The organism is Brakhagea slesvicensis, assembly GCF_052161625.1.
Taxonomy (GTDB): Bacteria; Planctomycetota; Planctomycetia; order Pirellulales; family Pirellulaceae; genus JBKCUI01.
Genome location: NZ_CP197412.1, coordinates 4,581,604 through 4,597,265, shown reverse-complemented (window position 1 = coordinate 4,597,265; position 15,662 = coordinate 4,581,604). Strand labels below are relative to the sequence as shown.

The window sequence follows — 15,662 nt, the reverse complement described above, 5'->3', positions numbered from 1 at the left end:
CGCATGGACAGAGTCTATTCGATGGCAACAATAGAGACAACGAATCACCCCTAGGCCAGGCTCCGATGCTCGCCAGCGCGGAGGCTTGGGCAACCTACGAAAGGTTTTGATATGTACGAAAGATTTACTGACCGCGCTCGCAAAGTGATGCAGCTTGCCAACCAAGAGGCACAACGATTCAACCACGAGTACATCGGGACCGAACACATCCTTTTGGGTTTGGTAAAGGAAGGTAGCGGGGTCGCAGCGAACGTTCTCAAAAACCTAGATGTCGACCTTCGCAAGATTCGTCTCGAAGTCGAGAAGCTCGTCCAAAGCGGCCCTGAGATGGTCACCATTGGAAAGCTTCCTCAAACCCCCCGTGCGAAGAAGGTTATCGAGTATTCCATGGAAGAGGCCCGCAACCTCAACCATAACTACGTCGGTACTGAACACATCCTCCTGGGTCTGTTGCGAGAACAAGAAGGTGTCGCAGCGCAAGTCCTCATGAACCTGGGGATGAAATTGGACGACGTCCGAGAAGAGGTCCTCAATCTCCTCGGCCACGGCATGGAGAGTGCCGAAGTAGGCGAGCGCGGTGGACGCGAAGGGAACAACCCCTCCGAACCGGGCGCATCGTCTAAAGGCGGGAAGAGCAAGACACCCGCTCTCGATAGCTTTGGTCGCGACCTCACCGAGCTCGCCCGCCAAGGCAAACTCGATCCGGTCATCGGTCGCGAACGAGAGATCGAACGAGCCACCCAAGTCCTTTGCCGACGCACCAAAAACAACCCAGTCCTACTCGGCGAAGCGGGTGTTGGGAAAACAGCCATTGTCGAAGGCTTTGCACAGCGCGTCGTCAATGGCGAAGTCCCCGAGATCTTGGCTGAAAAGCGGATCGTCGTGCTCGATTTGGCCATGATGGTCGCCGGAACGAAATACCGAGGACAGTTCGAAGAACGCATCAAAGCGGTCATGAATGAAGTTCGCCGCGCGAAAAACACCATCCTGTTCATCGACGAACTCCACACCTTGGTCGGTGCCGGTGGAGCCGAAGGTGCGATCGATGCAGCGAACGTTTTGAAACCTGCCCTCGCCCGTGGCGAAATCCAGTGCATCGGCGCTACCACGCTCGATGAATACCGAAAATACATCGAAAAGGACAATGCCCTCGCGCGACGATTCCAGGAAATCATGGTCGAACCGACCGGGACCCAGGAAACGATCCAAATCTTGAAAGGCCTGAAGGAGCGATACGAGGAGCATCACCGCGTTCAGATTACCGACGACGCGATCGCTGCTGCCGTCGAAATGAGCGAGCGCTACATCACTGCACGATGCTTGCCAGATAAAGCGATCGATGTCATCGACGAAGCTGGCGCGCGTGTCCGGCTCCGAACGATGAGCAAACCACCCGATCTGAAGGACATCGACGATGAAGTCGAACGTCTGAACAAAGAGAAGGAAGATGCGGTCGCCAATCAAGACTTTGAAAAGGCTGCCAGCCTTCGCGATCAAGCCGATAAGCTGCGACGCAAGAAAGAGCAGATCACCCGCGATTGGCGCGAAAAGAGCCGAGAAACCGATGGAGTAGTCGACGAGGAAGTCGTTGCGGAAGTCGTTTCGAAGATGACCGGTATACCTCTTACACGTCTCACCACCGAGGACTCCCTCCGGTTGATGAACATGGAAGAAGAGCTTCACAAACGCGTTGTTAGCCAAGATCAAGCGGTCAGTGCGGTGGCAAAAGCCGTCCGACGCAGTCGCTCCGGCCTCAAGGATCCGAAGCGTCCCACCGGTTGCTTTATCTTTGCGGGTCCAACCGGGGTTGGTAAAACGCTGCTGGCGAAAGCCCTCGCGGAATCCCTCTTCGGAGACTCCGATGCGCTTATCCATATCGACATGAGCGAGTACATGGAGAAGCACAACGTCAGCCGACTCATCGGTGCACCTCCAGGTTATGTCGGATACGAGGAAGGTGGCCAGCTTACCGAAAAGATTCGCCGCCGCCCCTACGCGGTCGTGCTTCTCGATGAAATTGAGAAAGCTCACCCCGATGTGTTCAATATGATGTTGCAAGTGATGGAAGAAGGTCGCCTAACCGACAGCTTTGGTCGGAACGTCGACTTCCGAAACACGATCCTCATCTTGACCACCAATGCGGGTGCGGAGGCGATCAAGAACGAATCGGCTTTCGGTTTCCAAAAGCCGGATAATGATGCGTCGTACGACAGCATGAAGGCTCGCGTGATGGACCAAATCGAACGAGTCTTCCGTCCAGAGTTCCTCAACCGTCTCGATGACGTCATCATCTTCCGGCACCTCAACAAAGAGGACTTGAAGAAGGTGATCGATTTCGAAATGTCGAAGGTCAAGGAACGATTGCGTGATCGTGGATTCGACCTCATCCTTACCGATGAAGCGAAAGAATTTATTATCAAGCAAGGCTCGAACCTTGATTACGGTGCTCGTCCACTTCGCCGAGCGATCGAACAACGTGTGGAAGATCCACTGTCGGAAGAACTTCTCCGCGGTACTTTTGAAGGCAAAAACACGATCATCGTGGAAGCGTTCAAGGATGCTGACGGCAAAGTCACCCGGCTTGAGTTCAAGAGCGAGAGTCGAGAGGCTCCCACTTCCGAAGCCGCGACTGCAGCAACCTAAGGCTGCTCGATCCTTAAGCGGCCTAATCGTGTCTCCCCAGAGCAGCCAAGCAGGTTGTTCTGGGCTCCAAACACCGCACAACTGTCGTTCTCGACAGTTGTGTTTTCATTTGCACAACGGACATTCTCCACACTGGACGCTTCGCAGGGACTGTCGCCTCGCAGCCCCTTGCCCGTTAAAGTGCCTTTCGCTTCTCTGCGATGGTTGCCAAGAGTTGCTTCTGGGGTGCGACAAACTTTGCGATGCCTTGCTCCATAAGCGTCTGCTCCAAATCCTCCACATCCACGGCAGCATCGAGCTCGCTTTGAATCGCGGGAGCGATCAACTCTGCGACCCGAGAGACAAATCGCTCTTGGCTTGCTGCTACGGCGTTATTGGTCTCTGGCGGATTGGTCTGGATGTCGGAGCCCGCTAGCGCGGAGACATATTTCCATGGGACATCCGACGGGTTCTTCGTTCCGGTGCTCGCGAAAATGATCTCCTGTTCCAAAGGCGTCGCATGTTGACTCCAAAATGACTGGTTGTGTTGCCAGATTCGCTTGGCGTTCAATATCCCATACTCCCCTTGAGCTGCAGCGGAAAGCTGACCGCATCGATCCAACGTGTATTGATCGATTCGAGAAACAAAGATGCTGTAAACGCTCTTGAAGGAATTCAGGTTGGAGCGTCTCTTCGCTCCGCGCCAGACAGCGTCCCTAGCCAGCTCATACTGCCGGCGAGTAAAGATCAAGGTGACATTCAGCGTTACGCCGTGTGCGGCCAACTCTTCCAATGCGTCGATCCCCGCGGGAGTTGCAGGCACTTTGATCATGCGATTGTCGTGCCCTTGAGACCACTTCTTTCCAAGTTCGATGTACTGCGAAACCCGCGTATCGTGCGGCAGTCCCAATTCGGGGTCTTCCAACAGAGGGTCCAGTTCAAAACTTACCCAGCCGGCGTTGCCATCCGTCTTTTTCCAAACAGGATGGAAGGCTTCCTGGGCATCGCGAACCAATCGATCGGTCACCCGCCAGCAGATTGTCTCATCATCTTGTCCTTCTGCTATAAAAGATCGGATCAAGTCGTCGAATCGTCCTGTACGAACTAACCCTGAAACGATAATCGGATTGCTGGTCGCGCCAACTGCTCCCCACGCGATGTTTTGCTCGACGAGAGTTGGGTCGATCGAATCCAGATAGAGCTTGGTCCCACTAGCGATCAACGATGCGATCGGTGCATTGGTCATAGTCAGATTTCCTATTTGCGTGAACGCGAAAATACACTCGGAGTATACCTTGAAACGAAATGACTCGGGGGGTGGGGTGCCCAACACCGACGCGGTGAAGCCGGTCGCTTGGGTAACAGGCAGCGGAGCGAAGCGTGTTGGTCAATCGATCGCGAACGCATTCGCCCTCGCCGGCTACCGGATCGTTCTCCATGCCAATCACTCGATAGAGACTGCTAACGAGTTTGCAAAAGAGCTGCAGTCGCGAGGAACCGAGACGCGAGTGGTGCAGGGGTCAGTGAACGATCCCGACTTTGCAACGCGAGCCGTTCGGCAAATTGTCGAAAGCTTCGGGCGAATCGACGTGCTCGTGAATTCGGCAGCGATCTGGGATTGGACACCGTTCGAGGAGATCTCCGAACGGGAGATTCGTCAGCAATTCGAAGTCAATACGTTGGGAACTTTCCTTTGCTCACGGGCCGCTGGATTGCAGATGGTAACGCAATCGACGGGAGGTGCGATTCTGTTAATCGGAGATTGGGCGGTCCATCGCCCCTACCGTCATTTCGCACCGTATTTTGTTGGCAAAGGGAGCATCGAAACCATAACGCGGTCCCTCGCAGTCGAACTCGCGACTCGCAATCCCAACATTCGCGTCAACGCCATCCTGCCTGGGCCAGTCATGCTAGACTCGAGCATCTCTGCCGACGCCGCAGAAAGTATTCGCCAACAAAGTTTGCTAAAACGGCACGGCACACCAGATGATGTCGCAAACGCCGCACTCTTCCTGGCGCGACAACCCTTTATCACGGGCGTCGCTCTCCCGGTAGATGGTGGTCGATCGATCTATTCTGGCGACCAATGGGATGCCATCGCTCACCCAACCTTTTCCGAACCCGTGAACCAATAATTTGCGCAGGGCTCATCTCGTAAAACCCCTCCCCTCTGCCACTCCAATACCATTTCACTCCAATACCATGTCACTCGCGCTGGCCATGGACCATCGTCGTTTCAAATCCTGAGACCGTTTTCGCACTGGGGCCTTCCGTCTTTCCGTTCGCGACGGTCTTGTTGTTCGAACTAGTTCCTGGGGTTCTTTGCGGGTCGTCGCCCTGCGGCACATCGCGGTCGTGACGGCTCTCGCGCTCATGCTGCAACCACCATGCCTCCGCCTTCTCCCGACACCAATCGTCGTTCGTCGCCACCAACTCCAACTTGATCGCCAAATCTTTGGCAGTTTGAGGCCGATTGGCTCGACTCTTCTCGAGGCAAGCCATGATAGCCCCCTCCAATTGGGGATCGACGGAAACACCGCTTCGCTGTGACGGAGGGAGCGGAACCGAATCAATATGATGCTGAAAAAGCTCTCCCAGCGAGGTGGCCTGAAAGAGAGAGTGACCGGTCAGCAAAAAATACCCCACCGCGCCGAGCGAATAGATGTCGCTACGTACATCGATTGATTTGGGGTTCTGGATCGCTTCGGGAGACATGTACATCGGAGTACCCGTCATCGTCTTGCTCGATTCGCCGTGCGAATCCTCTTCGAGTGACCTGACCAAACCGAAATCAAGCACCTTCACCACGTCGCATTCACCACCTCTTCGGTTCAGCATGATGTTCGCTGGTTTAATGTCACGGTGAACAAGCCCCAAGGAATGAGCTTCATAAAGGGAGCTGCAAATCTGCTTCAGGATTTCGACGACTCGGCCCGCAGGCTGAGGCCCATAGCGATCGACAAGCGACTGGAGATTGATGCCATCGAGGTACTCCATCGCATAATAAAAGACACCTTCGGGTGTTCGCCCATAGTCATAAATAGCGATGGTGTGAGGATTGTTTAATTGGCAGGTAATCTGGACTTCGTGCTCAAATCGTTCGATCGCAGCGGGGCTCACATTTTCCGACTTCAATAGCTTGATCGCAGTGGGGCGTCGCATCATCGAATGATGCCCCTTGTATACCACTCCCATCGCCCCCGTGCCTAAGAGGGTCTCTAAACGGTACTGCCCCAACTCCTTCGCTTCGATCGCAGCTTCCCTGGCCTCCTGCTGCATTCTGGCGACGACCAAGGTAAAGACAAAGATGGCGACCGCCGTAAGAATCAGAAGAAAGAACAAGGAAAAAAACGTCCAACGCAAAATGCTGAGCGGTTGAAAGGCTTCCTTCGCATCAATTTCGGTGATGATTCCCATTTCATATTTGGGTAACCATGTCCACGCCGATATAGCGGGAACACCCCGATAGTTGCGATGCCCGTCGAGGCTGACACCTGTTTTTCCCTCTAGCGCGGAGGCACATGCGAAAGTGAACGGTAAATCGCCTCGCCTGACTTTGGGACGGTATCCATCGAGTAGACTCCCACCTGGGTCCCTAGCTTGAACACTTAAAATGGATGCAGCTCCCACACGATCCGGAATCAAGCCCGACAATATCAGTTGTTCGTCGAAACGACTGTTCGATACCATCAACCCGTTCTTGTCGACAGCATAGGTTTCCCCTGAATCTCCCATCTGCCCGAGTTGCAGAATCTCAGTAAACTCCCGCTCGGGCCGGATACGGAACCCGATGCATGCAACCGTTTGAAAGTCTTCGTTTCGGACCGGCGACAACGCGAACATGGTAGGCACCTCGGCTCGCATCGTCCCATTCGGATCTCGCAAGAGCATCGCGCTCGGAAATGGGGCACTTACCGTCGTTTCCCCTTCCATGACGGTGTTTAAGAACGAGGAGTATTGTGGGACAACCTGCCCGACGATTTCTTTCGTCTGTGCGGCGATCACACGTTGCTCTCGATCCACAACGATGTACCCGATGAAATGATGGGCCGACATTCCGGGCAGCAAGAACTGTTTCAGCTTTCCACGCCACTCTTCTATTTCCTCCGACAGCGGTTTTTCACCTGTACCAAGCCCTTTGCCTGCCGACATCGATTCTTGGTAATCCAAGATCTTGAGCACGGCAGCCCTCACGTCCGGAAGACTCGCCAGGGCGATCGCGTTGGATTCTTGATGTTGCAACCACTTTTCCACCATCGATCGCTCGACATGAAGCAGCGTGGACAGCTCGGACTGAAGACTCGACTCGATGGAATGCTTGATCGAACCGTTCACAAAGTACCCGAGGGTTGCCAGGATGACGAAGGCAACAAGGGGCCAAACCCATACCTGCTGGCGGAAGAATTGGCCCGTTGAACGAAAAGTCTTTGAAAACGTTGTCTGGCCAAAAGTCAGGTTGCCACGAAGGCTCTTATCCTGCTGATTCGAGTGCTTGAAGTAACCCGTTAACCAAGAAACCATGAAACGAGGGCCCTGATAAGTACAAAAAGGGGAGTGGCTTTCATTGTACTTCTCCAATCACTTGGGTGAAATAAATGTTCCAATTCCCTGCTGCATGCCCAGTTAAAAACTTGCTGGATCCCAGTTCGCGCCTACCGCCATCGTTCCTGAGCAATGTCTAAATCGGAAAGACGGTTGCCCCCTTTCCGATTTTCGGGAACCTGTTCCGCCCCCGCTTCGTCTGGGAAGTATGCTTTCTGGTCATCTCTGCCGCAAATTTCCTTCTCCGTTTTCTAGGCAATCGAAAGGCTCGCGACTATGCTCCTGCGACGCAATCCAGTTTGGCACCTCCTGTCGACAGCGGGCTTGCTCGCCCTCGGGCTTGGTTGGTTTCCCGTCAGGACTCTAGCTGACGACCGGACGGAGCAGAGGTTTCGGGAGCGTTTTGCCTTGTCAGAGGACAGAGCCAAACTGCTTAGCGAGCTAATACCCGGCACGGAAAACTATTTCTTTTTTCATTGTCTCCACCTCCAAACTACGGGCCGAATCGACGAGAGTCGTGCCTACCTCAACGAATGGGGAGAAAAGCTCGGTTCGACTCCTCTTCGTAGCAAGCTGGAGTTTCGACAGTACTTGCTCGAGTACTCCCGCAATCCGGATGCGACCAAACGCTTTCTTGAGCAAAATCATGGCTTGCAATTGAGCCATCCCGCCCCGCAGAAAGATGAAGCGGCAAAGCTCTCGACCGAAGTGAATGAAGGTGAGTTGCAGCTTGCTGATCGATTGAAGCGGTTCTATGAAGAAAGCCGTTATACGCATATTGAGGATCCCACCCCTCTCCTTTCATTGGGCTTGCTTCGATCGCGGATGGACAAGGTCGATTGGATCGGTGCGTTGCGACGAACCGACATTCCAGGTTTGGTCGAAGTCCTAGCGGAGGAATTATCTCATCCCCAGTCGAATGGTTTTGGATGGGCGTCCATCCATCGATTGCTGAGCGCCGAACAACTCGATGCTCTTTCGCAACTTGTTCCAAAGTTGCACGAGTCCTCGGCATTTATAGAAGCACGACTTCGCTGCATCCGTCCGATCGACTACGAATCCCTGGACAACCCAAAGGTTCGGAGCAAACACCTCGGGGAGCTTTGGGAATTTGTTTCCCATCTTCCTCCTTCTCAGAATAGTCTCAAGGCCAGTGTCCTATATCAGCAATTGCTCTTGGACGAAAAGTCGGAAAACTATGACCTGGATCGCTTCCTAAGTTATTTAGCAATTCCGAATACTAGGCCCATTTGCCGTCTGGACTTACGCGAGGAAAACCAGAACACCTTTCCCGTTCGATTCGACGTCGACTTTCGCGAATCTTGCTTACTTCCACCTATCGGCGAGGATATCTCGCTCATCGAACGTTTCTTGCAACACTTCTTTCGAAAGGGAGAACCGCTCGAAAAGTTCTCGAAATGGTTGGATCGAGATTATCTCCAAACAACGCAAGCTCGCACATCGATCTTGTTTGGTATAGGTGATAGCAAGGTTCACTATGCAAAGTTTTCGCCTTCGCAACAAAGAGATATTCAAAACAGGATTGATCTTCATTTTGCAGAGAACAATCCGAATGTGTTTCGAGGCCCAGATCAGGTTCGGCTCAGCGTTTGGTTCAAGAACACCCCCAAAGTCACCGTAAAGATCTACAAACTAAATGCTAAAGAAATATTGCTCCGAACGATGGAGGGTATTCATGCAGGAATCGAGTTGGATGGATTAGCGCCGAACGCTGAAAAATCCATGAACTATACCGAACCAAGCGACCGATTGCACCGCGAGGATATTCTTCTTCCTGAGCTTGAGGGTGAGGGGATTTGGGCCGTCGATCTGCTCGCATCGGGGCGTCGCTGCCGAGCTTTGATTCAAAAAGGTGGATTGGTTGGACTGCATTCCTCGAGCGACATGGGGCATATCGTCCGTGTTTTCGATCAAGACGGAAAACATGCCCCTACAGCGACAGCTTGGTTTGGAGAACGCGAGTTTTTCCCAGACAAAGATGGGAATATCGTTATCCCCTTCTCGAATGAAGATAAGGTCGAGCGGCTCATATTGTCGCGAGGGGATTTCGCGACGCGCGAGTCATTTCGACATGCCGCGGAAACCTACTCGCTTCGATGCGCTTTGCTCGGGGATCCCCAACAAATGCTAACGGGTGCGAAGCCACGCCTCGCGATTCGCCCGACGCTTTACTGCAACGGACAGTTGTCGACCGTTTCGCAGCTTGACCAAGCTCGATTGGAAATCCGTTCGATCGACCAAGACGGAATCGAATCGGTGCAGGAGTTGGTCATTCCCCACCTCTCCAACGATGAAGAATGGCTTCCATCCCTCATGATTCCTCCACGACTGACAAAAGTGGAATTGGAACTGAAAGGAAGAATCAAGAAGCTATCGAACGATACGTATGTAGATGTATCCGACCGCATGGAGGTCTTTCTCAATCAAACCTCAGAGCTCGCACAAATTCCAGATGCATTTGTTCGCAAAACACCAAATGGCTTTTTGCTGGAGGTTAAAGGTCGCAATGGTGAACCGATTGGGCGGCAGCCTCTTGATATTCTTTGTAAACAAACCGGTATCTCCCAGCCTGCCCGATTTCGATTGGCGACCGATGAGAATGGAATTGTTCGACTCGGTGCGCTTCCGAATGTGATCTCGATACAAGCGTCTATGCCTGGCATGGAAGCACGGACCATCCCGATCGGGCCGATCGCGCCGGATTGGCCAGCCAAGCTTCATTTATCATCACACGACAGCTTGGAGTTGCCGATCGTAACCGAGAACCCAATAGTCTCCTTCGGCTTGTCCAATATTCCGAGATTCGAGTTGAAGGAAATTCGATTCGGGCAAACGATTCGGCACATAGCGGAGAGTCTAACGCTCAACAACAACAAGCTGACAGGAAAGCCCTTAGCGCCGGGCCGCTACCTCCTCACCGATCACATTGGGAAGCAATCGACTGAGATCACCGTTAGCCAAGGAATTTCGCAGGATGGTGTTGTCGCCTCATCGGAGTGGATCGCGGAATCCTCCGTCCCCAAGCTTACGTGCATTCAAACACCTTCGATCGATCAGGAGCGAGTTCACCTCCAAGTGGATAACGCGACCCCTGCAGCACGAGTTCATATCCTAGCTTCGACCTACTTACCATCCTCCAGTCCTCTCGCTTCCCTCCGACGCACTGGGACGAGTCCGAGATCGCAAGTCGTACCTTACGCAACAAGCCTCTTTCTTTCCGCACTCAAGCTCGATGAAGAATACCAATACGTCCTGGATCGCAGAAACTCAAAGTTCTATCCAGGCAGCATGCTGCCTACACCGAGCATGCTCCTCCAACCATGGGAAGTAACAAAAACAAACAACGAAACACAATTACCAGAAGCGGGGCAGGATTTGCCATCGCTCGCGCCCGCTTCACCGCAGGCTGCCGCCGAAGATGCGAAAAAAGAGGCTGCAGGACCAATTTCAGCGGGGAGAATTGCCGAATACGAGTTTCTCAAATCTCCAAGCTACTTGGCTGGCAATTTGAAGTTAGGAGCGCAAGGGGAATTGGATGTTCCGTTGGAGGCAATAAAGGACTTTAGCCAACTTACAATCGTGGTTGTCGATGAATGGAATACTGCGAGTGTGACGATTGCATTGCCTCATTCCACGGTATCGACGATTGATCGTCGGCTGGCAGCCACTCTGGAAACGAGCAAGCGATATGCAGAGAAAAAATCGACACAGATTGTAAACGCTAATGAAACGATCAAGATTGCCGATGCGCAGGGAACTCGAATCAAAATTGTCGCCTCGCTCCAAGACGTTGCCAGTATTTATAGAGGACTACTGCCGACGGAATCTTTGTTGAATCGTTGGTCCCCGCTTCTGAAATGGCACAATCTATCGCTTGAAGAAAAGAAGAAGCATTACACGGAACTTGCTTCCCACGAAACCAATCTGTTCCTGTATCGACATGACCGTCCCTTTTTCGATGCAGTGGTCCGTCCTTTCGTTCGGAACAAGTCTGTGCACCAATTTATCGACGACTACTTGCTCGAAAAGGATTTGTCAAAATACCTCGAGCCATGGCGAATGATGCAGCTAAATGCTGCGGAAAAGGTGTTGCTTGCTCATCGCATTCCAGAGGAGAGGCCTCGATTGCTTCGTTGGATGCGAGAATGGCTTGAAACGCATCCAATTCCTACGGATCGACTAGACAGAGTCTTTATGACTGCGATGCGATTGGACAAATCCGAAGCAATGGATCGTAATGCCAACAATATGGATTTTCTGGATCCAGCCCTTCAGTGGTCCAACGGCCCGATTGGAAGGAGCAGTGGCCGAAGCGACATGTATTTCCAAATGGACGAAAAGATCGCGATCAAGAGCGATGAATCGAAGGACAAGGAGATGAAGGCAAATCGAAGTCGTTCGGCTCGCCGTGAACTAGCAGAGGTCGAACTGCGTTTAAAGGACCAATTGGCAAGGGGATACGAAGCGATGGAGTCGACCCGAAAATGGGCAGAGACTCACTACTTACAGATTCCACTGCAGGAACAAAAGCCTTCCCTCATTACGCCCAATTCATTCTGGATCGAACTTCTTTCGAGTTTTTCCGATGGAGGTGCAAGGCTGCCGCTCCATTTTGAACAAGCGACCGAGACCGGAACGTCCGCTCTTATGGCGTTGGCGATGCTCGATTTACCTTTCGAGCAGACCGGCGCGACGTTTCAAGTTATCGAAAACGAATGGCGAATCGAATCACCGACCCCCGCAATCCTCTTTGCGAAAGGAATCCATTCGATCGAAAGCGAGAAGGAGGCAGGAAGCGTCTTGCTGAGCCAGCAGATCTATTCCGTCTCTCAGACAGTCGATCCGAACAAGCCTTGGGGGGAAAAGCCTTTGGTGCGCGGTTGGATTTATCGACTGAGGAGCGTCGTTTCCAATCCTAATCCGACTCCGTGGAAGGGGCAGATTCTACAGCAATTGCCGAGCGGCGCTCTCCCATTGGCGAAAGCCAAGTTTCTCACTGCCAGCGATGTAGAAATCGCTCCATTTGGTATCCAAGAAATGAACTCCCTCTTTTATATGCCCATGGCCGGCGAATTTAATATGTTGGGAGCTCAGATTAGCCAAGATGGAAAAAGTGCAGGATCCGCAAAGGAAATCAACCTACGCGTCGAAGCAGTTCCAAGTGATATCGATCAATCCGAATGGTCGTACGTCGCTGCTTGGGGAAGCCCGGAGCAAGTTCTCGCATACCTCAAAGATTGCAACCTTCACAAAACAGATTTGCAGCTCATCTTGTGGAGGCTGAGCGATAAGGACTTCTTCGCGAAGTGCATTCAAGTTTTGCGGGAATTGGGTGCGTTTGACCCGAGGGTGTGGGCCTATGGATGGAAGCATGATGATCGAGATCGGATTCGCGAACACTTGAACGGTGCTACCGACTGGATCCAGTACGGATTACCCTTCTTCCATTCTGATCTTGTCGATATCGATGCTGAATCCAGAATGGTGTTTGAGCACTTCGACTTTCGTCCTCTCGTGCTGGCTCGATTTCATCCACTGGGCGAAAAAACGCAAATCTTAAACGACGCGTTTCGGGTTCAATACGATCAAGTTCTAGAGAAGATCACCTATCAATCGAATCTCGCGCCCATGGATCGATTGAGCATGGTGTACTACCTCCTATTACAGAATCGCATCGACGAGGCCATGGCGATGTTTCAAAAGGTGGATCGCGTTGCACTGGCACAAGCAGAGCCTAGAGCCGAGATGCAAATCGACTACATGGAAGCGTATTTGGCAGTCATAACGAGGGATTACCCATCAGCGAGCAAAATTGCTTCGAGGTACATCGACTACCCACATGGTCGATGGGAGACTCTGTTCCGACAAATGCGCCGCCACATAGCGCAGCGAGATTCCTTGGAAACCGGCATGGAGCTCGCCAGCGAGTCCGAGTTGAGGAGCTCGGAAAGTACGTCGGAACGCATTCTCTTTGGCGACCGTGAAACGGCCTTGGCAACGCAATCCGAGTCCGAACCTTCGTTGGAATTGCTGGAAGACGGGAACTCCGTTTCGGTGCAATACCGCAACGTGGATTCGTTCGAAATTCGCTTTTACCCCATGGATGTCGAGTTGCAATTCAGCCGCTATCCCTTTCAAAGTGGGGAAAGCAAACCTTGGAGTCGAATCGAATCGAATCGGAAGGATCGCATCACCGTCCAAAAGGAATCGCGGTGGGGAACCCATGCTATTTCCATTCCCCACGAGTTTCGAAATTCCAACTTGATGCTAGAAGTTGTCTCTGGTGGTGTCTCGCGAACCCTACTGATGTATTCCCATTCCCTGCGAACGCAATTCGCTAGCAATGCGGGGCAAGTCCAAGTGTTGCAGAAGGGAGGGACACGTCCCGTCGAAGGAGCTTATGTGAAGGTGTATGCTCGTGGGATGGATGGGACGGTGCGTTTCTACAAGGACGGGTATACCGATCTGCGCGGTCGGTTCGACTACACAACAGTGAGTGTCGGTGAGCTCGAAAATGTAGAGCGGTTCGCCCTTTTAGTCCTTCATCCCGATTTGGGAGCGGTTGTCCGTGAAGCTGCTCCGCCGAAGCGATAGGCCATTGCTATTGGCCTTGGAGCGGCGATTTGCTATCGACGATGTCGAGTGCAGCCATTGCACTAGACAGTCGGAATCCGTGATCCAATGGGACGATAGAAAAGGGGAGAGAGCAAGGATGCTCCTGGGCAGCGCTAGAATTCGACAGGTTCGTATGAGAACTCTCCTTTCGATCGTGTATTTGTCGATGGCATTTGTCACGATCGCGACAGCGCAGGAAAGTCCTCCTCCGGCCACAACCGCTTCCCCATCCGCATCTCCAGTGATTCCCTCGCTGGAGAGTCCGGGCAGCCCGCAGCCGAATGCCGCTCCCAAGGCATTGCAAGACTTCACGCTTCCCAAAAATGCGGGACAACAGTGGGTGGAGTATGACATTCGCCCCTTTACGAAAAACGTCAAGGGAATGGACAAACCACAGCAATGGCTAGTGGATTGGATCATTCGCGAGACGGGTAGCGATGCTTGGTTTCACGAGCCGTTTGGGGTTTTGAGTGGCGACAAGGACACGCTGCGCGTCTACCACACACCGGAGATGCAGAGGAAAGTTGCGGCCATTTACGAAAAGTTTGTCAATGGGACCAGCGAACCTCAGATCTTTGGACTTCGCATCATCACGATCTCCAACCCGAACTGGCGTTCCAGAGCATTCGGATTGATGCGGTCAGTACCATCGGATTCCGCTGGCGTTTCCGCTTGGTTGATGCCAAAGGAGAATGGAGCGATTTTCTTAGCACAACTGCGAGAACGTTCCGATGCACGCGAATTGCAAGCCGTCGAGATTCCGCTTTACAACGGCCAATTGCAACATATGGAACAACTCCGCTCTCGCAATTACCTCAAGGAATTTGTCCGTAATCCAGCTGTCGCATTTCCACCCTACCAACCTGTAACCGATGAAATTCGTGAGGGCTTTAAACTTCAAGTAAGTCCTTTACTTAGTTTGGATGGGCGCTCTGCGGATCTTTTGCTTCAGTGCGAGATCGACCAAGTCGAGAGGCTCAATCCGGTCAAGATCGATCTTCCGCTAGCTCCTAACCAAGTACAGAGCGTGCAGATCGAAGTGCCTCAAGTCGTCTCGTGGCGTCTACGTGAACGATTTGTTTGGCCAACCGATCAAGTCCTTTTGCTTTCATGCGGTGTCGTGGCAACGCCATCTGGGCCCGTCGACAACTCGTTGGTCGGGAACCCTCCCACTTTGTTCGGCATCAATCGCATCATCCCGCCGGTCGGACAACGAAACGACGCGTTGCTTTGGATCGAGTACAAGGGGACCGCATCGAACCATCTATCGGCCCCTGGTCCTTCGGGGCAAACCCCACCGGGAACCAATCCTCAACAAGCCTCGAATCCCTTGTCGCGAGGTCGTTACTAGCGAAGAAACGGGACCTTGCACACCAGGCCAGAAGAGGAACTCGCATTGAGCGTCAACCCATATCATTCCCATTCATCGGGCTCGGAGATTCCCGGGCTCAGCTCATCCGATACGAAAGAGATGGGGGCTACGTTCAAATCCCTTTTGCGGTGGCAAATCTTAGTCGCTATCCTCGGAGTTCTCATAACAGCGTTTTGGACGATCGTTCCATTGGTGCAATTTCTGGCATTCCGCTTCGCCAACGCAAGAGGAATAGGTGGCTTGTTTTTTGTCACGATCTACTTCGGGTTTTCGATTTTGATGTATGCCGTTCCCACGTGGAAACTATTTCAAGCCATTCAGTCGCTGCGACGTTATCGAAACGGAGTTGCATCCGTCCTTGATGTCATTCACGGACAGTTGTCCTTTTGGAGAACAGTGGGTTGTATCGCACTCCTCCTGGTTGCCTATTACTTCCTGGCGATTCTCTACTCGCTTTTTTATGGATTCGGTTTTCGACCGTTTTAAGCAC

Annotated in this window: 7 protein-coding genes; 5 read left to right on the top strand and 2 right to left on the bottom strand. The window is 52.6% G+C overall.

The window, feature by feature from the left end; genetic code table 11:
* Window positions 1–111 precede the first annotated feature (111 nt).
* Window positions 112–2,643, top strand: coding sequence for an ATP-dependent Clp protease ATP-binding subunit (locus SH467x_RS17360; protein WP_482368364.1), 2,532 nt, complete (start codon window positions 112–114; stop codon window positions 2,641–2,643).
* Window positions 2,644–2,818: 175 nt separating this feature from the next.
* On the opposite strand, the gene SH467x_RS17355 is transcribed toward SH467x_RS17360, so the two are convergent.
* Complete coding sequence (locus SH467x_RS17355) at window positions 2,819–3,868, bottom strand: transaldolase family protein (RefSeq protein ID WP_482368363.1); 1,050 nt, start codon at window positions 3,866–3,868, stop codon at window positions 2,819–2,821.
* 49 nt (window positions 3,869–3,917) lie between these two features.
* Here SH467x_RS17355 and SH467x_RS17350 point away from each other — a divergent pair, with 49 nt between their 5' ends.
* Window positions 3,918–4,757 (top strand): SDR family NAD(P)-dependent oxidoreductase, encoded by an 840-nt coding sequence (locus SH467x_RS17350; RefSeq protein WP_482368362.1) that lies wholly within the window; start codon window positions 3,918–3,920, stop codon window positions 4,755–4,757.
* Window positions 4,758–4,827: 70 nt separating this feature from the next.
* On the opposite strand, the gene SH467x_RS17345 is transcribed toward SH467x_RS17350, so the two are convergent.
* The gene (locus SH467x_RS17345; RefSeq protein WP_482368361.1) at window positions 4,828–7,143 is read right to left on the bottom strand and encodes a protein kinase domain-containing protein; all 2,316 of its coding nucleotides are present in this window, start codon (window positions 7,141–7,143) and stop codon (window positions 4,828–4,830) included.
* 429 nt (window positions 7,144–7,572) lie between these two features.
* Between SH467x_RS17345 and SH467x_RS17340 the strand changes: the two genes are divergently transcribed.
* From SH467x_RS17340 to SH467x_RS17330, 3 genes are all read left to right on the top strand, one after another.
* Window positions 7,573–13,779, top strand: coding sequence for a hypothetical protein (locus tag SH467x_RS17340; protein ID WP_482368360.1), 6,207 nt, complete (start codon window positions 7,573–7,575; stop codon window positions 13,777–13,779).
* 154 nt (window positions 13,780–13,933) lie between these two features.
* Window positions 13,934–15,151, top strand: coding sequence for a hypothetical protein (locus SH467x_RS17335; protein WP_482368359.1), 1,218 nt, complete (start codon window positions 13,934–13,936; stop codon window positions 15,149–15,151).
* Window positions 15,152–15,196: 45 nt separating this feature from the next.
* A complete protein-coding gene (locus SH467x_RS17330) occupies window positions 15,197–15,658 on the top strand; it encodes a hypothetical protein (RefSeq protein WP_482368358.1) in 462 nt (153 codons plus the stop codon).
* Window positions 15,659–15,662 lie beyond the last annotated feature (4 nt).

Coding starts and splice junctions, on each gene's coding strand:
- SH467x_RS17360 (WP_482368364.1), top strand. CDS start 112: ATGTACGAAAGATTTACTGACCGCGCTCGCAAAGTGATGCAGCTTGCC.
- SH467x_RS17335 (WP_482368359.1), top strand. CDS start 13,934: ATGAGAACTCTCCTTTCGATCGTGTATTTGTCGATGGCATTTGTCACG.
- SH467x_RS17345 (WP_482368361.1), bottom strand. CDS start 7,143: ATGGTTTCTTGGTTAACGGGTTACTTCAAGCACTCGAATCAGCAGGAT.
- SH467x_RS17355 (WP_482368363.1), bottom strand. CDS start 3,868: ATGACCAATGCACCGATCGCATCGTTGATCGCTAGTGGGACCAAGCTC.